General features: G+C 70.0%; 15 protein-coding genes. 7 read left to right on the top strand and 8 right to left on the bottom strand.

Features of this window, described 5'->3' with window-relative positions:
- The first annotated feature begins 36 nt into the window (after window positions 1-36).
- The 3 genes from H343_RS0116675 to H343_RS0116665 are packed head-to-tail and all read left to right on the top strand — an operon-like array spanning window position 37 to window position 4,436.
- The gene (locus H343_RS0116675) at window positions 37-2,031 is read left to right on the top strand and encodes an FAD/NAD(P)-binding protein (protein WP_028432087.1); all 1,995 of its coding nucleotides are present in this window, start codon (window positions 37-39) and stop codon (window positions 2,029-2,031) included.
- Window positions 2,028-3,449 carry a nitrosuccinate lyase gene (locus tag H343_RS0116670; protein ID WP_028432086.1) on the top strand — a complete coding sequence of 474 codons (1,422 nt, stop codon included), beginning with the start codon at window positions 2,028-2,030 and terminating at the stop codon, window positions 3,447-3,449. Before H343_RS0116675 ends, H343_RS0116670 begins: the two co-directional genes overlap by 4 nt.
- Window positions 3,450-3,473: 24 nt before the next feature.
- Complete coding sequence (locus H343_RS0116665) at window positions 3,474-4,436, top strand: oxygenase MpaB family protein (RefSeq protein ID WP_028432085.1); 963 nt, start codon at window positions 3,474-3,476, stop codon at window positions 4,434-4,436.
- A gap of 48 nt (window positions 4,437-4,484) precedes the next feature.
- Here the strand turns inward: H343_RS0116665 and H343_RS0116660 are convergent, their stop codons facing one another.
- From H343_RS0116660 to H343_RS0116625, 8 genes are all read right to left on the bottom strand, one after another.
- Window positions 4,485-5,477 (bottom strand): Gfo/Idh/MocA family protein, encoded by a 993-nt coding sequence (locus H343_RS0116660; RefSeq protein WP_028432084.1) that lies wholly within the window; start codon window positions 5,475-5,477, stop codon window positions 4,485-4,487.
- Entirely contained in the window at window positions 5,474-6,052 is a 579-nt protein-coding gene (locus tag H343_RS0116655) for a dTDP-4-dehydrorhamnose 3,5-epimerase family protein (protein WP_028432083.1), read from the bottom strand. Before H343_RS0116655 ends, H343_RS0116660 begins: the two co-directional genes overlap by 4 nt.
- A gap of 77 nt (window positions 6,053-6,129) precedes the next feature.
- A complete protein-coding gene (locus H343_RS0116650; RefSeq protein WP_028432082.1) occupies window positions 6,130-7,242 on the bottom strand; it encodes a nucleotide disphospho-sugar-binding domain-containing protein in 1,113 nt (370 codons plus the stop codon).
- Between the two features lie 34 nt (window positions 7,243-7,276).
- Window positions 7,277-8,620 carry an FAD-dependent oxidoreductase gene (locus H343_RS0116645; RefSeq protein WP_028432081.1) on the bottom strand — a complete coding sequence of 448 codons (1,344 nt, stop codon included), beginning with the start codon at window positions 8,618-8,620 and terminating at the stop codon, window positions 7,277-7,279.
- Window positions 8,621-8,671: 51 nt separating this feature from the next.
- On the bottom strand, window positions 8,672-9,451 hold the full coding sequence (locus H343_RS0116640) for an SDR family oxidoreductase (RefSeq protein ID WP_028432080.1): 780 nt from the start codon (window positions 9,449-9,451) through the stop codon (window positions 8,672-8,674).
- 112 nt (window positions 9,452-9,563) lie between these two features.
- Window positions 9,564-10,823 carry a class I SAM-dependent methyltransferase gene (locus H343_RS0116635; RefSeq protein ID WP_051265380.1) on the bottom strand — a complete coding sequence of 420 codons (1,260 nt, stop codon included), beginning with the start codon at window positions 10,821-10,823 and terminating at the stop codon, window positions 9,564-9,566.
- Between the two features lie 360 nt (window positions 10,824-11,183).
- The gene (locus tag H343_RS31045; protein WP_078505758.1) at window positions 11,184-12,800 is read right to left on the bottom strand and encodes an MFS transporter; all 1,617 of its coding nucleotides are present in this window, start codon (window positions 12,798-12,800) and stop codon (window positions 11,184-11,186) included.
- Window positions 12,801-12,866: 66 nt separating this feature from the next.
- Window positions 12,867-13,445 (bottom strand): NADPH-dependent FMN reductase, encoded by a 579-nt coding sequence (locus tag H343_RS0116625; RefSeq protein ID WP_028432078.1) that lies wholly within the window; start codon window positions 13,443-13,445, stop codon window positions 12,867-12,869.
- 159 nt (window positions 13,446-13,604) lie between these two features.
- Between H343_RS0116625 and H343_RS31040 the strand changes: the two genes are divergently transcribed.
- From H343_RS31040 to H343_RS0116605, 4 genes are all read left to right on the top strand, one after another.
- Window positions 13,605-16,898 (top strand): BTAD domain-containing putative transcriptional regulator, encoded by a 3,294-nt coding sequence (locus H343_RS31040; protein ID WP_037904026.1) that lies wholly within the window; start codon window positions 13,605-13,607, stop codon window positions 16,896-16,898.
- A gap of 427 nt (window positions 16,899-17,325) precedes the next feature.
- Window positions 17,326-18,381, top strand: coding sequence for a glucose-1-phosphate thymidylyltransferase (locus H343_RS0116615; protein WP_028432077.1), 1,056 nt, complete (start codon window positions 17,326-17,328; stop codon window positions 18,379-18,381).
- Entirely contained in the window at window positions 18,378-19,454 is a 1,077-nt protein-coding gene (rfbB, locus tag H343_RS31035) for a dTDP-glucose 4,6-dehydratase (RefSeq protein WP_078505756.1), read from the top strand. The genes H343_RS0116615 and rfbB overlap by 4 nt, the downstream gene beginning before the upstream one ends.
- Entirely contained in the window at window positions 19,435-20,841 is a 1,407-nt protein-coding gene (locus H343_RS0116605) for an NDP-hexose 2,3-dehydratase family protein (protein WP_028432076.1), read from the top strand. Before rfbB ends, H343_RS0116605 begins: the two co-directional genes overlap by 20 nt.
- The last annotated feature ends 13 nt before the right edge of the window (window positions 20,842-20,854 follow it).

Genomic DNA, 20,854 nt, shown 5'->3' with positions numbered 1-20,854 from the left:
CCCGCCGGAGTGCCGGCCGTGAAACGGAGGGCTTTGATGAGCAGCCATCTGGAGATCGGCATCGTCGGTGCCGGTCCTCGCGGACTGGCGGTGCTGGAGCGGTTGTGCGCGAACGAGCGGGCCTCGCCCTCGTGCACGACGGTGACCGTCCATGTGGTGGATCCCTCCTGCCCAGGGCCCGGAACGGTCTGGCGCACGGAGCAGTCCAGCCACCTGCTGATGAACACCGTCGCGTCTCAGATCACCGTCTACGCCGACGAGAGCACCAAGATCGCGGGGCCCGTCGAACCCGGACCGACACTGTACGAGTGGGCCGCTGCACTCCCCGCTCCCGGTGACGGCGGGAACCTGCCGGCGCAGGTCCTGCGGGAGGCCGGGAGCCTGGGGCCCAACTCGTATCCCACCAGGGCGTTCTACGGTTACTACCTGGGCGGCTGCTTCGAGCGGGTCGTCGACGGGGCACCCGGACACGTCACCGTCGTCACCCACAGGTCGCGGGCCGTCGCCATGGCCGACACGCACGGCGTGCCCGGCGGGCCTCAGGGAATCCGGCTGGAGGACGGGACGCGGCTCAACCACCTGGACGCCGTCGTCCTGGCCCAGGGACACGTGCCCACCCGTCCCACGGCGCGGGAGGAGCGAGCGGCGAGTCTCGCCCGCATCCACCATCTGACCTACCTGCCGCCGGGCAACCCCGCCGACCTCGACCTGAGCGGGATCGGGGCGGGGGAGACCGTGCTGCTGCGCGGGCTGGGGCTGTGCTTCTTCGACTACATGGCCCTGTTCACCGTGGGCCGGGGCGGGCGCTTCCTCCGCGAGGACGGCCGCCTGGTCTACCGCCCCTCCGGCGGTGAACCACGCATGTACGCCTTCTCCCGCCGTGGCGTGCCCCACCACTCACGGGGTGAGAACGAGAAGGGCGCGTCCGGCAGGTACTTCCCGCGTCTGCTGACGGTCGAGAGGGTCCGCGAACTGCGTGTACGCGCCGGGGGCGGCGAGCCCGTGCACTTCGGCAGGGACCTGTGGCCGCTGATCCGCCGCGAGGTGGAGAGTGTGTACTACCGGACGCTGCTCACCTTCCGCGGCCGCGCGGACGAGGCGGAGACGCTGGCCGAGAAGTACCTGAAGCTGCCCGCCGACGCCGGGGAGGACACGCCGGGGGACGAAGCCGCACTGCTGGACTCCTACGGCATCGCGGCGGAGGACCGCTGGGACTGGGAGCGCATCGCCAATCCGTGCGAGGGGCGGGAGTTCACCGGCCGCGACGACTTCCGCACCTGGCTGCTGGGGTACATGGAGCGGGACGTGCGGGAGGCGGGCGCGGGCAACCTCACCGGCCCCCTCAAGGCCGCCCTGGACGTCCTGCGCGACCTGCGCAACGAGGTGCGCCTCGCAGTCGACCACGGCGGCCTCGACGGCAATTCGCACCGTGACGATCTGCGCGGCTGGTACACCCCGCTGAACGCCTTCCTGTCCATCGGCCCGCCCGCCTCCAGGATCGAGGAGCTGATCGCGCTGGTCGAGGCCGGTCTGGTGGAGATCACGGGACCGGGAACCCACATCCGTCTCAACACCGACGAGCCGTCCTTCGTCGCCTCCTCCAGCCGGGTGCCCGGACCGCCCGTCCGCTCCCGCGTGCTCATCGAGGCGCGGCTTCCCGAACCCGATCTGCGGCGCACCGACGATCCGCTGCTGCGGCACCTGCTCAACACCGATCAGGCGATGCCGTACCGCATCCCCGCGGACCGCGGCTCGCTCGTCGAGACGGGCGGGCTCGCCGTCACCGAGCGCCCCTACCGGCTCATCGACGGGCGGGGGCAGGAGCATCCGCGCCGCTACGCCTACGGCGTCCCCACCGAGTTCGTGCACTGGGTGACTGCCGCGGGCATACGTCCCGGCGTCGACTCGGTCACGGTCGGGGACGCCGACGCCATCGCCCGCGCCGCGCTCTCACTGCCGCCGGTGGCACACGTGCCTGCCGCGGTCCGCCGGCAGATCTCCGAGTTCGACGTCGACGGGGTGATCGTGTGACAGGACAGGACGACGTGCTCACGGACGCGGGACTGCTCTCGCCCGTACGTGCCGGTACGCCGGTCGAGGCGGCGGTGTGCGACCGCGCGTGGCTCCAGGCGATGCTGGACGCCGAAGCGGCGCTGGCCCGAGCCCAGGCCCGGCTGGAGGTGCTTCCCGGTTCCGCAGCCGACGTCATCTCCCGCACGGCCCGGGCGGACCATCTGGACATGCGTGAACTCGCCCTCGCCGCACGGGAGACGGCAAATCCGGTCGTCTCCCTCGTGCGTGCGTTCACGGGCGTGGTCGCGGCCGAGGACCCCGGCGCCGCCGAGTACGTCCACCAGGGCTCGACCAGCCAGGACATCTTCGACACCGCCGCGATGCTGGTCGCCGACCGGGCCGTGCGCATCATCCGTGCGGACCTGTCCGCCGCGGCCGGGGCGCTGGCCCGGCTCGCAGCAGACCACCGGGACACCCCGATGGCTGGCAGGACCCTGGCACTGCACGCGGTTCCCACGACGTTCGGTCTGAAGGCGGCCGGCTGGCGGGAGTTGCTGCTCAGCGCCGACGACCGGCTCGGCAGGCTCACCGAGAGCGGACTGCCGGTCTCGCTCGGCGGAGCCGCAGGAACCCTCGCCGGCTATCTCGCGTACGCCGGCACGCCCGACGCCGCTGCGCCCGGCACGGCGGAGCCGCCCGGTTACCACACGCGTCTGCTGGCGGCGTTCGCCGAGGAGGCCGGACTGACCGTGACGCCGCTGCCCTGGCACTCGCTGCGCACGCCGGTCGCCGATCTGGCGGCCGCTCTGGGCTTCACCGCCGGGGCACTGGGCAAGGTCGCTCTCGACGTGCAGTCGATGGCGCGTACAGAGGTCGGTGAGGTGGCCGAACCGGGTGGCGAGGGACGCGGCGCCTCCTCGGCGATGCCGCACAAGCGCAACCCGGTGCTGTCCACGCTGATGCGCAGCGCGGCGCTGCAGGTGCCGGTCATGGCGTCCGGCCTGACACAGTGCCTGCTCTCCGAGGACGAGCGTTCGGCGGGAGCCTGGCACGCGGAGTGGCAACTGCTGCGCGAATGCCTCAGGTTGACCGGCGGTGCCGCGCACACCGCCGTCGGCCTGGCACAGGGGCTGGAGGTCAGCCCCTCCCGCATGCGGGCCAATCTCGCACTGACCGGGGGCCAGGTCGTCGCCGAGCGGATCACCGCCGTACTGGCGCCGAAGCTGGGCAAGGCCGCCGCCCGTGAACTGCTCTCCCGCTGCTCGGCGGCTGCGGCCGGAAGCGGGCGTCCTCTGCGGGAGGTGCTGGCCGAATCACCGGAGGTGCATGAGCTGTTCGGTGACGAGGAGCTGGACGAACTGTGCGACCCCGTCAATTACACCGGGGCAGCAATGCCGCTGGCCGAGCGGGCGCTGCAGACCGGCACACCGTCGTGAACGTGGGCTGAAGGGAAGCAGGACATGATCAGCGGCAAACGGGCGAAGCGGCGGGAGGAGAGGTACGCGCGGCTCCGGCAGATCCGGAGCATGGACCTCTCCGAGTCCTACAGCCACATCTGGTGGCTCGACATGGGATACGAGTTCCCCTGGGACTTCAGCGTCGCGGGCGCTCTCGCCTTCAGCAACAGTGTGGCACCGCCGCACATGGCGGCTCTCCTGGTGCGTACGGGTGAGCTGACGGAGAACACGCAGCGGCGGATGGAGCACTTCGCGCTCATCAGCCTGGAGATGGTCCGTCGCGGCTTCAAGGACCCGCGGGGCAAGGCAGCGGTCCGGCAGATGAACCGCATACACAACAACGCGGTCAGGCACATCACCAACGAGAACCAACAGTGGTCCATCAGCAACGACGAGTACCTGTTCGTGCTGGCCACCAGCATGCTCGTACAGGCCCGCTGGGTGGACCGCTACGGCTGGCGCCCGCTGAGTGAGCAGGAACGCAACGCCGCGTACCTGCACATGAGGGAACAGGGCGAACACATGGGCCTGAGGGACATCCCCGGCTCGTACGAGGAGTTCGCCCGCTTCCACGACGACTACGTCGAGGCGAACTTCAGCTACTCGCCCGAGGCCGAGACGCTGTGGAACATCCTGCGGAACACCGTCATCGAGCCCATGGTGGGGTGGCTGCCGCAGCGGTTGCAGCCAGCCGGCAGACGCGTCGCCGAGAGGGCGGTGCCCGCGCTGCTGACGCCGCACATGCGCGAGGCGTTCGGCGTGCGCAGCCCCTCGCGGCTGACGTGCCTGGCCGTCGACACGGCCATCAAGGCACGCTCGGCCTACGTACGCCGCCTGCCGCCGCGCACCGAGCCGGCCTACCCGGACCCGCTGCCGACTCCGGGCTTCCCGGCCGGCGACTACGAGATCGAGAAGCTGGGCCCCGCGCACACGGTCGGTGCGCCCTCCGAGCGGAGCGAAGACTGAGGACGGCCGCCGGGGCGCTGCAGTGTCCCGGCGGCAGGGCCCGCGCGCTCAGTGAAGCCGCGCGGACGCGGCCACCGCTTCGAGCAGTTCGGCCTGCCGCACGCACTCCCCCTCCGTGCCGGCGGACCTCTCACGTGCCGTGCCCGCGCGTACGGCCGCGGCGAACGCGGCGACAGTGTTGGCCACTTGGTCGTCGGGCCGAAGACGAATCTCCCTCGTGCCGGAGCCGTCCTCCAGCACGACGGAGGGCACGTGCCCGGCCGGGGGCGTGAACGCCCGGTCGAGCGTGATGCGGCCAGTGCTGCCGCACAGTTCGTAGGTGTTGCGGTAGGCGTGATCCAGCCCGAAGGTGAGCTGCGCGGTGGCCCCCTCGGGGGTGCTCAGCAGCGCCGCACCACTGGTGTCGACCTCGAATCCCGGCCCCGTGCCCAGGGATGCGCCGACGACCTCCAGGCCGGAACCCAGCAGGTGCAGCGCGGCACGCAGCGGATAGACGCCGGTGTCGTACAGGGCGCCGCCGCACAGCTTCGCGCTGTAGCGGATGTCGTCCGCCGGAAGCCGGGGCACGGTGAACGTCGCGTGGAAGGAACGTACTTCGCCGATGGCGCCCTCAGCGACGAGCGCGCCGATCCCTGCGTGCTGACGGTGGTGGACGAACATGACGTTCTCCATCAGCGACAGCCCGTTCTTCCGCGCCAGGGCGAACAGCGCGGCCGTGGATGCCGCTTCGTGCGTCAGCGGCTTCTCCGCCAGCACGTGCCGGCCGCTGCGCAGCGCCGCCTCCACCCACTCGGCGTGCAGGGCCAGTGGCAGGGGCACGTAGACCGCCTCGACCTCGTCGTCCGCCAGCAGCCCCCCGTAGCCCTGGACCGCGCGGGCGCCGTACCGGGCGGCGACGGCCTCCGCCCTGGCCCTGTCCCGGCCGGCGACCGCGATCACCTCGGTGGCGGGGCAGGAGGCGAAGGCGGGAAGCATCCTCCGGCGGGCGATCCCCGCGCAGCCCAGTACGCCGACACGGACCGGGGTGCTGCGCGCGCTCATGCCGACACCCCCCGCCAGAGGGGAAGAAGACCGGCGGAGAACGTCTCGGCTAGGGAGGGCGCACGGCTGTCCTTGGGCGACATCAGGGGCGGTTCGGCCAGTTCCCAGGGCAGTTCGAGAGCGGGGTCCAGCGGGTCGATGTCGATCTGGGTGCCGGGCGCGTACACGCTGGACATGGTGTAGCTGATGCAGGTGTCCTGCTCGAGCGCGAGGAAGCCGTGGCCGACACCCTCCGGGATGAAGAGGGACCGGCCCGACGCGGCGTCCAGCGTGGTGACGTGGTGCGTCCCGAACGCGGGTGACCCCACGCGCAGTTCGACGGTGATGTCGCGCAGGCGCCCTCGGACACAGGTGACGTACTTCGCCTGGCCCGGCGGGACGGCCACCGAGTGGATGCCACGGAGCGTGTTGCGCCGGGAAACGGAGTAGCTGACCTGCCGGGGCACGAACGGCTCGCCCAGCACGTCCTCCAGCTTGTCCGCCCGCATCGCCTCCCAGAAGCTGCCCCGTTCATCCGGGAGTTGCTTCGGAGTGATCACCAGGACTCCTGGGATCGCGGTCTCGGTGATACGCACCGGGTCTCCTCCCTGGTAGTGCCCGGGCCGGTCACCGTCCCTGGCCGGGACGGTGACCGTCGCCTGCCGGCTGCCGCTCAGGAGCGGGCGGCGACGAGCTTCTCCATCTCGGTCACCATCTCCGCCGGCGGGGGGAGTTCGGCCATCTCGCGAGAGAGGGCCTGCGCCTTGCGTGCATAGCCCGGATCGGCGAGCAGCTCCTTGCACCCGTCGGTGAAGTCCTCGGTGCGCCGGCCGTCGGACTCGACCAGCAGCGCGGCGCCGTACTTCGTGATCTCGGCCGTGGCCGACGTGGGGTACTCCGGGTTGGCGATCAGCTGCGGGACGCCCGCGTCGAGTGCCGTCATGTCGGTGCCGCCACCACCGTGGTGCATGATGATGTCGCAGGTGGGGGCGAGCACGTCCAGCGGCACCCAGCCGACGTGCACGTCGGGGAGGTCCTCCCGCAGCTCCGCGGCGACGTTCTCGGGGGCGCCGACGACGACTTCCACTCCGAGGCCGCCGATGCTCCTGGCCATGTCCCGCAGCGCGTCACCGCTGAAGAGGCGAGTTCCCGCCGTGATGTAGACCCGGGGGCGGTCGCCCTTGGTGTACATCCACTCGGCCAGCGGCTTCTGCGGGTTGCCCGGCACCCACCGCATGAGCTGCGCGGGTACCGCGTCGTCGGGACGCAGACCGGGCGGGCACACGTCGAGCCACAGGTCCGGCCCGGGGACGCGTTCCAGCCCGAGTTCCCCGAGTACCGGTTCGAGCACGGTGACTGCACCCGGGTCGTACATTCGCGCGTCGATGCGGTCCCACTCCAGTCGCACCGAGGGGATGCCGAGATGGTGCGCGAGGAGCGGCGCCGTGTAGAACATGCCGCCCCCCACAACGATATCGGGACGCCAGTGGTCGGCCAGGTCCAAGAGCGGCTCCAGGCTGTCCACGGCGATCTCCGCGTACACCTTGCCGACGGCCTTGACCTGCTCCGACGGGTCGTCCGGCATCGCGCCCATGAAGGCGCTGACCTCTTCCATCGAGACGGGAGAGATCTTCACCGGAGGGAGCCCGACGCTGGCGATGTTGGGCAGCACCCACTCGATACCGCCTACGAACACCTGATGGCCCGCGTTGCGGGCGGCGGTGGCGAGCGGTGCGTGCGAGAAGATGGGATACGGACTGTTGCCCGGGATGAACAGGACCTTCATCGGCTCTCCTTGCTGGATCGGCTGGGGGAGACGCTCAGCTCGCTGTCGTGAGCGTCTCGGCTGCCCGGACGCCGGAGAGCATGGCGGCCTCCGTGGTGGGGGAGTTGAAGTAGTCGCCGGCGAAGACGACGGGGGCCCTCTGGTCGCGCACGATCCGGGCGGAGGTGCGGTAGCGGCCGGGGGCGGGGATCGGGAATCCGTAGGGGCGCTCCGCGATGTGGAACGGTTCGGCGTCGCCGGGGAAGTCCGGCCACAGCGTCCCGAGCAGCGGCGTGACCGCGTCGAACTGCTCCTGCCGTGAGCGGCCCAGGAGCCGGCGGGTGTTCGCCCGGCCGGGATAGGTGAAGACCAGGAGCTTGTCCACGGTGCGGCCCTGCTCGTCGCGGACCTTGCGGGGGTAGGTGATCATGTTGCGCAGCGGAGGATCGTCCGGGCCGCCTGCCACGATATGCGCCTCCGAGGGCAGCGATCCGGGGGAGACGAGGTAGGAGACCGACAGCGCCGGCTCGTACCGCTGCGACTCCAGGAACGCGCGCGTCTCGTCCCGTACGACATCCCCCGGCAGTGCGGTGACGAGTTTCGCGGCGACCGTCGCCGGGGTGGCGACCACCAGGTCGTCGAAGGTCTCCGTGACGGGGCCGCCCCCTTCGGGAGCGGCAGTGACCTGCACTTCGCCCCCTGCGGTCTGCACGCCGGTCACTTCGTGCGAGAGGCGCAACTCCGCACCTTCAGCGTTGCGTTCGGCGATGATCTCCATGCCGTCGCGGAAGACGTAGAAGCCCGATCCGCCCATCCACGCCAGCAGAGCCCTGGCGTGCACCGCGGAGATGTCCTCGCAGGCGAAGTTCCAGAAGCCCTCCACCTGGGGGCGCAGGAGGAAGTCGAAGCCGCGCGCGGAGACCTGGCCACGGCCCCATTCGGCGGCGGTGGTGCCGTCGTCGAACGGTGCGGACTTCAGGGGGTCGAAGAGATCGAGCTCCTTCTGCCTGCGCACCTGTTTGAGCGAGGTGAGCAGAAATGCGAACCGGTCGCGCAGCGAGACGTGCTTGTACGCGAGCAGGCTGCGCGGGGAGTCCGAGGAGAGACCGACCGCCTTGCCCTTGTCGGAGACGTAGACGTTGCTGGAGATCTGCACGAGTTCGTCCTGGAGCCCGTACTCACGGACGAGTTGCGTCATCAGCGGGTAGAAGCTGACGTACATCAGATTGATGCCGACGTCGGGTTCGATCTCGGGCCGGTGCCAGGAACGCGCGCGCCCGCCGAGCCCGTCGGCCGATTCGAAGATCACCACTTCCCGGCCCGCCGCCAGGAGCTTCTTGGCCGCGGCGCAGCCGGCCATGCCACCGCCGATCACGGCGGTTCTGTTGCGACTGGACATCCGAATCCACCTCCGTCGAAGAGTGCGAGTCGCTGGGTCACGTGACCGCGCTCAGTGCTCGACGATCTCGTCGTGCGGCCACTCCAGGCCCTGGCCGAGGCCACCGTCGACCGGGAGGTCGATCCCGGTGGTGAAGGTGGCGTCGAAGGCGAGGAAGAGCACTGCGTCCGCCACCTCCTGCGGCAGGCCGAACCGCCGCATGGGCGTCAACTCCACGCCCTCCTTGATGTTGGCCGCGCGCAACTCCTCCGAGATTTCGGCGATTCCCATGGAGGGGGTCTCGGTGAATCCCGGGCTGACCGTGTTCACCCTGATCCGCCTGGGCAGCAGTTCGGAGGCGAACACCTTCGAGAAGGCGCGGATCGCCGACTTCATCGCAGTCCCGACGCTGGTGGCGACGAACCCCATTCCGACGGCGACGGCGGTCGTGAAGACGAAGGAGCCGCCGTCCTTGACCAGCGGGGCCAGTCGCTGCGCGGTGAAGAACGCACCCTTGGTGTTGGTGTCGAACATCTTGTCGTAGGTTTCCTCGGTCACCTGGCCGAGAGAACCGAATTTGATGTAACCGACGTTGACGAAGACGAAGTCGACCTCGCCCAGCTTCTCCCTCACCGCTTCGCCGAGGGCGTCGATGTCGGCCATGCTCTCGGCGTCCGAGCGCAGCACATGTGCCCGCGGGCCGAGTTCTTCACGGGCGGCCTTCACATTCTGTTCGTTCAGGCCGGTCAGGAGTACCTCCGCCCCGCCGTCGAGAAGGGACTTGACCACGTTCATCCCGATGCCGTGCGTTCCGCCGGTCACCACGGCCTTCTTGCCTTCGTACTTCGTCATGACACCCTTCTTTTTTCTGTGGGTTTCTCCGTGAGCACGGCGGTTGCCGTCGGCGGCGCGGGTGTTTGCCCGCGGGGATTCCCGGGCGGTTTCGGGAATCGGCTCCGTCACGTCAGACGATGTGGACGTCCGGGACGTAGAGGATCCAGCGCCCGCCCGACTCGCGGAATCCCCGCTCCTTGGCCATGATTTCCTCTGCGTGGTTCCACGCGAACAGCAGCGCGTAGTCGGGGTAGGGGTCGCAGAACGCGGCCGGCGAGTGTACGGGAATGTGCGTCCCCGGGGTGAGCCGGCCGTGCTTGGCCGGGGTGCTGTCGCAGATGAAAGGCAGCAGTTCCGGCCCGATTCCGCAGTAGTTGATGACGGTCGCGCTCTTGGCCGTGGCGCCGTAGCCGACGACGCTGCGGCCCTGTGCGCGCAGTTCGGTGAGCAGGCTCATCAGCTCGCGGCAACTGCGCCGGACCCCTTCGGCGAAGCGCTGGTAGGTCGAGGGGCTCGCCAGTCCGCGCCGTCGCTCCTCCTCCAGAAACCGCGAGACGGAAGGGGAGACGGGACGCCTCCCGGGCCGTGCGATGGTGTAGCGCATCGAACCTCCGTGCACGGGAATCGGGTCCGCCCCGACGAGTTCGAAGCCGAAGGTACGGGCCATGGAGGAGACGGAGGAGACCGAGAGCAGATAGAAGTGCTCGTCGTAGATCTGGTCGAACGCGTTCTGTTCCATGATGTCGCCCAGATAGCGGTCCTCGAGGACGAGCACACCGGTGTCCGCGAGCAGTGCGTCGACGCCCTGGAAGACGGAGTCGACGTAGGCGATGTGACTGGTGGTGTTCGCGGAGAAGATGACGTCGGCGGGACCGTCCGAGGCGGCTGTTTCACGCGCTGTGGACTCCTGGAAGAAGTCGGTGCGCACCCGGATGCCTTCCGCTCTGGCCGCGTCCGTCACCTGTCCTGACGGATCGACGCCCAGATGGCGAACGCCGGCCCGCTCTATGGTCCGGAGCATCGTGCCGTCGTTGGAGCCGATCTCCACGATGAAAGGGTCGCCGCCGGTGAGTTCACTGTCCAGGAGCCGCCGGGCGAAGCTCTCGAAGTGTCCGTTCATCACCACGGAACCCGATGAGCGGTAGGGGTATTCCTCGTGGAACATCTGCTCCCGCGGAACTTCCTCCAGAAGCTGCACCATCGTGCAAGAGGTGCAGATTCCCACGGCCAGCCGGAAGTAGAATTCGCTGCCCGCCGATTCCGGCGTCACGAAGGAGTCGGAGACCGGCTGCTGTCCGAAGTCGAAGAACTCCTCGACGCCTCCGCCGCAGATGCGGCATCGGGTCGTGCTCGCCGCATTCGCTGCATTCGCCTCTGCCGGAGCGGTCATTCCATCTCCTCTGGGAGACCCTGGTGGCACGCGTTCACCGGAGGGTGTGGAGGCCGGTTCTGGACGGACCCGCCTTCGGACGGCCGGGACCTCTCCGCGGGGCCGGGAGGGGAAAGGGGCATGCGGGGAGTCTGTTTCACTGTGAGTCGGGCCTCAAGGCGCGGTTCCCGTCCTTGTCAGGTCGCGGTGACGATGTGCCGGAGGGATGCCGAGTCCCCGGAATCCGGCGCCGCGGTCCCTGCCCCGGGACGAGTCGTCCCACGAGAGGCACCGGCCTCTCGCGGTGTGCGCGAAAGCCGGTGCCGTGCCGGGACGGCCCGTGAACGGCGCCCAGTGCCAACGCCGTTCACGGACGGACGGTCACGCAGAGCCGGTGAGGGAGCCCTCGGAGGCTCCGCCGGAGGACTTGCCCGTCCCCCCGCCGTCCTCTGTCTGGTCTTCTGCCTGGTCCTGGTCCTGAGAGCCGACGCGGCGCAGGGTCGTCGCGGCGATGACCGCCGTGGCGGCGATGAGAAGGGCACACACCACGCCGACCGTATTCAGCCCGCTGGTGTAAGCCTCCCGTGCGGCGGTCAGCACCTGCTCACCGAGCTTGTCGGGAAGCTGCCCGGCCGCGGCCACCGCTCCTTCCGCACCGTTGCGCACCGCCTCGGCCTCCTCCTGGGGGACGCCGGCGGGAAGCGTGACGTCGCTGCGGTAGACGGCCGTTCCCAGGCTGCCGAACGCCGCTACGCCAAGCGAGACGCCGAACTCACCGCTGGTCTCTGAGAGGGAGGCCGCGGAGCCGCCCTTCTCCGGCGGGGCCGAACCCACCACCAGGTTGGTGCCCAGTGCGCCGATGGGACCGGTGCCGAAGAAGCTCACGACGAAACCGGCGATGAGCAGCGGCAGTCCGCCGACCGGGTCGACGAAGGCGATGAGTGCGTAGCCGACCGTGCTCACACCCAGACCGACGCCGATCACCAGGCCCATCGACAGCCGCTTCGCCAGGGAAGGCGCCACCATCGCGGAGACGATGGAGGCGACAGCCGAAGGCACCATCCACAGCCCCGCCTCCACCGGGGAGAGCCCCGCGACCATCTGCAGGAAGCCGGTGATGAACAGGTAGCTGCCGCCCATGGTGGCCATGGTGAGCATCAGGATGAGCAGCGCGGCTGTGAACGCGCCGTGGCGGAAGAGCTTGAGGTCCAGCAGCGGGCTGGACAGCCGGCGCTGCCGGGCCACGAACACCGCGCCGACGGCCAGACCGGCCACGATCACCGCGAGCGTGAGGGGCTCCCAGCCGTTCCTGGCGATCTCCTTGAGCCCGTAGATGACGGGCAGGATCGCAGCCAGTGAGAGCGCCACACTCAGCAGGTCCAGCTTGCCCGCGTCGGGGTCGCGGTACTCCGGCAGCAGGAGCGGGGCGGCGATCAGCAGGATCACCATGACCGGCACGCCCAGCAGGAACACCGAGCCCCACCAGAAGAACTCCAGCAGTACGCCGCCGATCATCGGGCCCAGTGCGGTTCCCGCCATGAAGCAGCTCGCCCACACCGCGATGGCCCGCCCGCGCTGATACTCGTCGGGAAACATGTTGCTGATGAGCGCGAGGGTGGAGGGCATGAGCGTCGCCGCCGCGACACCGAGCAGGGCCCGGGTCACGATGAGCATCTCCGCACTGGTGGAATAGGCGGCGGCCAGGGACGCGAGGCCGACGACGAGGGCGCCGATCATCAGCAGCCTGCGACGCCCGATGCGGTCACCAAGTGTGCCCATGGTGACCAGGAACCCGGCGATCATGAAGCCGTAGATGTCCATGATCCACAGCGTCTGCGTGCCGGTGGGGGCCAGCGACTCGGCCAGGTGCGGGAGTGCCAGGAACAGTACGCTCTGATCCAGCGCGAGCAGCAACGTGGGCAGGGCCAGTACGGCGAGCCCGGTCCACTCCCGGATTCCGGCCTTCGGGCCGTCGGCCGCGGGAGCCTTCGATGACATGGAGATCCTTCCCTGAATCGTGTGGTGCCTGCGGAGTTCACGGTGGGGACCGCTCGGTCCCGCCGCTCAGCCGGGGTAGGGCCGGGAGGTGCGCGCGTCACGCAGCAGATGGCCCCACCAGGAGAGCTGGTCGAGCATCGCCTTGGCCGCGGCGCTGCACCCTTCGGGATCGCGCGGCGCTCCCTCCTCGTCGAACTGCTCCCAGCAGTCGTGGAAGGAGACGGTGTCCCGGACGGTGATGGCGTGCATGCCAGGCAGGACCTCACGCAGATGCGCCACGGACCGCAGCCCGCCGGCGATGCCGCCGTAGGAGACGAATCCGATTGGCTTTGCCTTCCACTCCTCGACGTACCAGTCGATGGCGTTCTTGAGGGACGCGGGAAAGCTGTGGTTGTACTCCGGCGTCACCATGACGAACGCGTCCGCCGAAGCCAGCCACGGCGAGAGGTCCTGCACCGGCTGGGGAGCCGCGCCGCCGTCGCCGAGCACATCGGGCAGCCACGCTTTCGCCAGGTCGATCACATCGACGTCGAGGTCGCCGCGCTTGGATGCCTCGGCAGCGATCCAGTTGGCCGGAACGGGTCCGAACCGGCCCGTGCGGGTGCTGCCGATGATGACGGCGACGCGCAGCTTCTCCGGGCTCATCCCGTTTCCCTTCGTCCGCTGAGATGCCTTCACTCCGTCACGGTGCTCCCAGCCGCTCCCGGTCCGGTCCCGGTCCGCTCTCGGCCGCCCTCTCGCGCCGGTCCCGGTCCCGGTCCGCCCGGGGACTGCGCTGCCCCGCCTTTGAGTTACGGTGACCGCATGCGTTTCGGGGTGCTTGGCCCGCTGGGGGTGTGGACGGAGGACGGCCGTCCGGTCAGAGTTCCCGAACTCAAGGTCCGCGCGCTGCTGGCCGACCTCCTCGCGAACCCGGGGCAGCCCGTCTCCGCCGACACGCTGGTCGAGGACCTCTGGGGCAGGAAACTGCCCAGCAACCCCCTCGGCGTGCTGCAGAGCAAGGTGTGGCAGTTACGGCGCGTGCTGGAGGACGCCGAAGCGGGCGGCCGGGACCTGATCGTCTCCCGTCCCCCGGGATACCAGCTGCAGGCCGCCCCGGACGCGGTGGACGCCGACCGCTTCCAGGATCTGAGCAACAAGGCCCGCAGGACCGCCGATCCGCGGGCGCGCGCCTCCCTCCTCGCGGACGCGCTGGCGGTGTGGCGCGGTCCGGCCTTCGCCGACTTCGCCGACGAGGACTTCGTCCGGCCCGCGGTCACCCGCGTCGAGGAGCAGCGCCTGACCGCCCTGGAGGAACAGGCCGAAGCGCGTCTGGAGTTGGGGGAGCACACGCTGCTCGCCGACGAACTCGGCGAGCTGGTGGCGCTGCACCCTCTGCGGGAGCGGCTGCGCACCGCGCACGTACGGGCGCTGTATCTGGCGGGCCGTCAGGGCGCCGCCCTGAGCAGCTACGCCGAACTGCGCGAACATCTCGCCGAGAGCCTGGGTGTGGACCCCGGACCCGAACTGGCCGCTCTGCACCAGGCGATACTCATCCAGGACCCGGCGCTGACGCCCGTCCCGACACCGGCCACCAGCGCGGCCCGGCTGCCCTCGAACGTCCCCACGGCCCTCACCGACCTCATCGGCCGCACCGACGCGATCGGTGAACTGCGCGCGCTGCTGGAGACGAACAGACTGGTGACCCTCACCGGCGCCGGCGGCGTCGGCAAAACCCAACTCGCCCTGGCCACCGCGACGCAGGCCGGCGAGGCGTTCCCCGGAGGCGTGCGGCTCGCGGAGTTCGCGGCCCTGGAACCCCCGCCGGGTGCGGCCCGTTCACGGGGTGCGGCCGCGCTGGCGTCACCAGCCGAGGTGCATGAGGCCGTGGGCACGGTCCTGGGCGTACGGGACGACATCGCCACCAGCACTCCGCCCGGCGAGGAACCGCTGCCCGTGGCGGACCGTGTGGCACGCGCGCTGGGTGACCGGCCCGCCCTGCTGGTCCTCGACAACTGCGAGCACGTGATCGAGCCGGTCGCCGAGCTTGCCGAGCAGCTCCTCAAAGCCGCACCGCACCTGAGGATCCTGGCGACCAGTCAGGAGCCGCTGGGTATCACCGGTGAACACCTCCAGGCGGTGTCTCCGCTGAGCACACCCTCCTCCGCGGACGGGCTCGGCCTCGAAGAGGCGTGTGCGTTCAGCGCGGTGGAACTCTTCGTGGCCCGCGCCACGGCGGCGGCGCCGAGCTTCGTCCTGGACGGGAGCAACGTCGGGGCCGTCGTCTCGATCTGCCGCCGTCTGGACGGCATTCCCCTCGCCCTGGAGATGGCCGCGACCCGGGTACGGGTCCTGGGGGTGCACGAACTGCTCGCCCGCCTCGACGACCGCTTCCACGTGCTGGCCGTGAGCACACGCGGCGCACCCGCCCGCCAGCGGACGCTGCGCGCCGTGATCGACTGGAGCTGGGACCTTCTCGGCGACCAGGAACGCGCGTTGCTGCGCAGGCTGGCGGTGCACTCCGAGGGCTGTTCACTGGCGGCAGCCGAAGAGGTGTGCGCCGGGGACGGCCTGGACTCCCCGGCGGTCCTCGACCTGCTCGCCCGCCTCGTGGACTGCTCCCTGGTCGTGATGAGCGAGTCCGGCACCGGGCCGCGGTACCGGCTGCTGGAGTCCGTCGCGGCCTACTGCTCCGAACGCCTCGACGAGGCGGGCGAGACCGAGGACTTCCAGCGCCGCCACTGCGCCTACTTCACCGGCCTCGCGGAACGCGCCGAGCCCCACCTGCGCGGTCACCGGCAGCGGCAGTGGCTCAGGCAGCTGGACGCCGAGTCCGCCAACCTGCGTACCGCGCTGGAGAATTCCGCCCGGCTCGGTGACGCGGACCGGGCGCTGCGCCTGGCGAACGCGCTGATGTGGTACTGGCGGCTGCGCGGCAGGATCAGTGAGGCGGCCAGGTCGCTGACCCAGGCGCTGTCTGCCGGTCCGGGGCCGGACGGCGCGGCGGTGGCCGAGGCGACGGCGGCACGCGGCGGCTGCAGACTGCTGCTCGGCGGGAGCGCCGATCCGCTGGGGGAGTACCGCACCGCGCTGCTGCCCTACGAGGAGGTGGACGACCCGGGCGGACGTGCCCGCATGGAGTGGTTCCTCGGGTCGAACCTCTACGGCATCGGCGACCTGTCGCCCAGCGAGGAACTCATCAACCGCGCCCTGACGACGTTCCGTTCACTCGGTGACACCTGGGGTGTCGCAGCGGCCCTCAGCAGCCGCAGCTTCCAGGCGAAGCTGCGTGGCGACTTCAGTGCGCTGCGTCGCGACGGTGAGCTGAGCCTGGAGATGTTCCGCGAACTGGGCGATCAGTGGGGCCAGTTGCAGGCCATGGCTCCGCTGGCGACGCTGGCGGAGGTCGTGGGCGACTACGAGCAGGCCCGGCGGCTCTACCGGGACGGCCTGCGCATGGCCGAGGACCTCGGACTGTGGCCGGAGGTCTCCTTCAAGCTCTCCGGGCTGGGACGTACCGCCCTGCTGACGGGCGACCTGGCACAGGCCAGGGAGTTCCACGAGCGTGCCAGAAGACTCGCCATGGAGCAGTCGGACAAGTTCGGAGAGCAGTTCGCCGAGATCGGGCTCGGTCTCGGGGCGCGCAGGGAGGGCGAACTGGACAGGGCCGAGGCGCACTTGCACAGTGTCCTCGAACTGCACCGCGAGATGGGCTACGAGCCCACGACGCCGCCGCTGATACTCGCCGAACTCGGCTTCATCGCCGAGCAGCGCGGTCTCACCCGCGAAGCCCGCGAGCTCCATCGCGAAGGCTTTGCCGCTGCCCGCGCCACAGGCGACCCCCGGGCGGTGGCGCTGGCGCTGGAAGGGCTGGCTGGGGCACAGTCCCTGGCCGGGCATCATCGCCACGCGGCCCGGCTGCTGGGCGCGGCCGCTGAGGAGAGGGAGTCCGTGGGGGCGCCGCTGCCCGCGGGCGAATGCTTCGACGTCCAGCGTGTCCGCTTGCGTGCCGAAGAGGCCCTGGGCGGGGCGGTCTTCGGGGCGGAGTCCGACCGTGGCCGGGAGGCGGGGCCCGAGGAGACGGTGCGCGATTTCCCGCCGGAGGAGCAGCTTTCCTGATATCCCGGATGCGCCGGGATTGCGGCCCCGGCCCGGAGAGTCACGGCAACGCCGCCCCGTTCTGAGAGTCTGTCAGGTCCGTGATGACCTGACAGACTCACCCCCGCCCGGACCGGCGGTTCCCACCCGGCCGCTAGATTGTTCCGCGTAATTCCAGGGCAGCCGGAACAGACGTCCGACATCACCTCGCGGGTGCGTGAAATCCCTTTGTCTGCACTCGGGTCCGGCAACGCCGGTTTGCAGGGGAACAGTGTGGGTGGTGCGTTCTTTCAGTTACGACGGAGTCGCTCTTCGCGGACGCAACTCGTGATGGAGCGATCGGGAATACGACGGAGCCGGACAGCGGATTCACAGCCCGCGTGTGCCACAACGGGGCGCGCATACCGGCAAGCCACCGGCCAGTGGAGCACCACTCGGAGGGGACACCGTGAAGGCTCTTGTGTTATCCGGAGGATCGGGCACCCGGCTCCGGCCTTTCACCCACTCCTCGCCGAAGCAACTCGTTCCGATTGCCGGCAAGGCCGTGCTGGAACATGTGCTGGACAACATCACCAGCGCCGGAATCACCGAAATTGGGGTTGTCGTCGGAGACCGGGCCGCCAGGATCCGTGACGCGATCGGGGACGGTTCCCGGTTCGGTGCCCGCATCACCTACATTCACCAGAGCCGGCCGCTGGGGCTCGCCCACTGCGTGAGCGTCGCCTCCGGCTTCCTGGGCGAGGACGACTTCCTGATGTACCTCGGGGACAACATGCTGCCCGAGGGGATCCGCGAGGTCACCGACTCCTTCGCCGCGGAGCGGCCCGCCGCGCGGATCGTCGTACAGAAGGTCGCCGATCCCAGCGCGTACGGCGTTGCCGAGATCGACGAGCGCGGCACGGTACGGGCACTGGCCGAGAAGCCAGCCGAGCCCAGAAGCGATCTCGCGCTCATCGGCGTCTACTGCTTCACACCGGCCGTGCACGACGCGGTCGCGGCCATAGGGCCCAGCGCACGCGGCGAGTTGGAGATCACCGACGCCATCGCCCGGCTGGTCGCCGACGGGGAACGCGTCACGGCCAGTGAGTACTCCGGCTACTGGCAGGACACCGGAAGCATCGACGGCGTCCTGGAGTGCAACCGCAGGCTGCTCGACGTCCTGCGGCCGGAGCGCCACGGGCACATCGACGAGTCGAGCGAGGTGACCGGCCCCGTCGTCCTCGGGCCCGGCGCCCGCGTGGTGAACTCCCGGATCGAGGGGCCGGCGATCATCGGTGCGGGGACCGTGGTGGAGGACAGCCTCATCGGCCGGCACACCTCGGTCGGCAGCCACTGCGGCCTGCGCGACGCGCACATCGAGGACTCGATCGTGCTGGACGCCTCCGAGGTGGCCGGCCTGCGGGGGCTGAGCGGTTCGCTGATCGGCAGGTCCGCCTCCGTGCGCTCGGCCACCCGGCACCGCCTCATCGTCGGTGACGATTCCGAAGTGGAGGTCGCGTCATGAGAATCCTGGTCACCGGCGGTGCCGGTTTCATCGGGTCGCACTACGTGCGCACGCTGCTCGCCGGCGGCTTGCCGGGTCCCTCCGTGTCCGGCGTGACTGTCCTGGACAAGCTGACCTACTCCGGTAACCCCGGCAACCTGCCGCAGGACGCGGCCGGTCTGCGGTTCGTGCACGGCGACGTCTGCGACCCCGGACTCGTCCGGGCTCTGCTGCCGGGACACGACGCCGTCGTCCACTTCGCCGCCGAGTCCCACGTCGACCGCTCCATCGAATCGGCGGGTGACTTCTTCCGCACCAACGTGCTGGGCACGCAAGTCCTTCTCGATGCTGCTCTGCAACTGGGCACCGGGCGGATCGTGCACATCTCCACCGACGAGGTGTACGGGTCGATCCCGGAGGGCTCCTGGACCGAGGCGTCGCCGCTCGCGCCCAACTCCCCCTACGCGGCGTCCAAAGCGGGCGCCGACATGCTGGCCCGCTCCTACTGGCGTACGCACGGACTGAACGTCTCGATCAGCCGCTGCTCCAACAACTACGGCCCGTACCAGCACACCGAGAAGCTCATACCGCTATTCATCACCAACCTCCTGGAGGGCAAGCAGGTCCCGCTGTACGGCGACGGTCACAACATCCGCGAATGGCTGCACGTCGACGACCACTGCCAGGCCATTCACCGGATACTCGTCGACGGCCGAGCGGGCGAGGTCTACAACGTCGGCGGCGGCGACGAACGGAGCAATCTCGTCATCGCCGAACGCCTCGTGGAGTTGTGCGGCGCGTCCCCTTCGGCCATCACGCGGGTGGCCGACCGGCTCGGGCACGACGACCGCTACTCGGTGGACGACTCCAAGATCCGTGGCGAACTCGGGTACGCGCCACGGGTGCTGCTGGAGGACGGACTGGTCGAGACCGTCAACTGGTACCGGGACAACCCCGGTTGGTGGAAGAGCGTGAAGCGGCGGCCCGGGCAGCCGAGCGCCGCACCCGTGGAAGCGCCGCCCGCCGTACGGACGGTCCTGGGCGACCCGGGCCACGAACTCACCGGGGGAGCCCATGCCGTCGAGCGCGGGTAGCACCGCGTCCCCCCTCTCGCCTCTGCGGCCCCGGGAGGACGAGGAGGTCGCCCGCCGCATGGAGCGCTCGGCCCGCACCACGGACGGCCGGGGACCGGCCACCGAGGATGTCGCCGGCTGGCTGGACGAACTCGCCGGTGCAGGCCGCTTCCAGGTCGAGCGGATCCCCTTCGCCGCCCTGGAGGGCTGGTCCTTCGAGCGGGAGAGCGGCAATCTGGTTCACCGCAGTGGCCGGTTCTTCACCGTCGAAGGGGTGAGTGTCCGGTTCGGCGAAGGCCCCGTGCGCGAGTGGCAGCAGCCCATCATCAACCAGCCCGAGGTCGGCGTCCTCGGTATCCTCGTCAAGGACTTCGACGGCGTGCCGCACTTCCTGATGCAGGCGAAGATGGAGCCGGGCAACCCCAATCTGCTGCAGCTCTCCCCGACCGTCCAGGCCACCCGCAGCAACTACACCGGAGTGCACAGGGGCGCGGACGTGAAGTACCTCGAATACTTCACCGGTGAGGGCCGGGGCCGGGTGCTGGCCGACGTCCTGCAGTCCGAACACGGATCGTGGTTCCTGCACAAGGCCAACCGCAACATGCTCGTCGAGGCCACCGGAGAGGTGCCGCTGGAGGAGAATTTCTGCTGGCTGACGCTGGGACAGCTCGGAGAGCTGCTGCGACGTGACAACGTGGTGAACATGGACGCGCGCACGGTACTGGCGTGTGTCCCCCTCGCCGACGGCGGAGCGCAGGCGCTGCACACGGACACCGAGGTGCGCTCCGCCGTCACCGCGGAGCGCTCACGGCACGAAGTGCGCGTGGAACGAGTGCCCTTGGCACAGGTGAGTGACTGGGAGCGCGGTCTCTCCTCCATCGAGCACGTGCCCCGGAGGTACTTCCGTGTCATGGCGGTGGCGGTGCAGGCGGCCAGCCGCGAGGTAACCCACTGGACGCAGCCGCTGCTCGAGCCGGTCGGGCGGGGGGTCACCGCGTTCCTGACCCGCCGCTTCGGCGGCGTGTCGCATGTACTGGCCCATGCCCGGCCCGAAGGGGGCTTCCTCGACACGGTCGAGCTGGGCCCCACCCTCCAGTGCACGCCCGAGAACTACGCCCACCTCGGCGGCCCCGAGCGGCCCCCGTTTCTGGACCTGGTGCTGGGGGCGCCGTCCGGAAGCATCCGCTACGAGGCCGTGCACTGCGAGGAAGGAGGCCGCTTCCACCACGCGGAGAGCCGGTACCTCATCGTCGACGCCGACGAGGCCCAGGCCCCGTCCACGCCGCCGCCCGGCTATGTCTGGGTCACGCCCGGACAACTCAACTCCCTTGTCCGGCACGGTCATTACCTCAACGTGCAGGCGCGCAGCCTGCTTGCCTGTCTCAACACCAGGGCGGCGGCGCTGTGAGGTAGGGGCCGGG

It is taken from the genome of Streptomyces sp. TAA204, from assembly GCF_000424965.1.
Note: the sequence above shows the minus strand (reverse complement) of the source record. Positions and strands in the feature narration are given on the sequence as shown.

Bases quoted from the DNA above. Each gene is read 5' to 3' on its own strand.
- H343_RS0116675 (WP_028432087.1), top strand. From the start codon at position 37: ATGAGCAGCCATCTGGAGATCGGCATCGTCGGTGCCGGTCCTCGCGGA.
- H343_RS0116665 (WP_028432085.1), top strand. From the start codon at position 3,474: ATGATCAGCGGCAAACGGGCGAAGCGGCGGGAGGAGAGGTACGCGCGG.
- H343_RS0116660 (WP_028432084.1), bottom strand. From the start codon at position 5,477: ATGAGCGCGCGCAGCACCCCGGTCCGTGTCGGCGTACTGGGCTGCGCG.
- H343_RS0116650 (WP_028432082.1), bottom strand. From the start codon at position 7,242: ATGAAGGTCCTGTTCATCCCGGGCAACAGTCCGTATCCCATCTTCTCG.
- H343_RS0116645 (WP_028432081.1), bottom strand. From the start codon at position 8,620: ATGTCCAGTCGCAACAGAACCGCCGTGATCGGCGGTGGCATGGCCGGC.
- H343_RS0116640 (WP_028432080.1), bottom strand. From the start codon at position 9,451: ATGACGAAGTACGAAGGCAAGAAGGCCGTGGTGACCGGCGGAACGCAC.
- H343_RS0116635 (WP_051265380.1), bottom strand. From the start codon at position 10,823: ATGACCGCTCCGGCAGAGGCGAATGCAGCGAATGCGGCGAGCACGACC.
- H343_RS31045 (WP_078505758.1), bottom strand. From the start codon at position 12,800: ATGTCATCGAAGGCTCCCGCGGCCGACGGCCCGAAGGCCGGAATCCGG.
- H343_RS0116625 (WP_028432078.1), bottom strand. From the start codon at position 13,445: ATGAGCCCGGAGAAGCTGCGCGTCGCCGTCATCATCGGCAGCACCCGC.
- H343_RS31040 (WP_037904026.1), top strand. From the start codon at position 13,605: ATGCGTTTCGGGGTGCTTGGCCCGCTGGGGGTGTGGACGGAGGACGGC.
- rfbB (WP_078505756.1), top strand. From the start codon at position 18,378: ATGAGAATCCTGGTCACCGGCGGTGCCGGTTTCATCGGGTCGCACTAC.
- H343_RS0116605 (WP_028432076.1), top strand. From the start codon at position 19,435: ATGCCGTCGAGCGCGGGTAGCACCGCGTCCCCCCTCTCGCCTCTGCGG.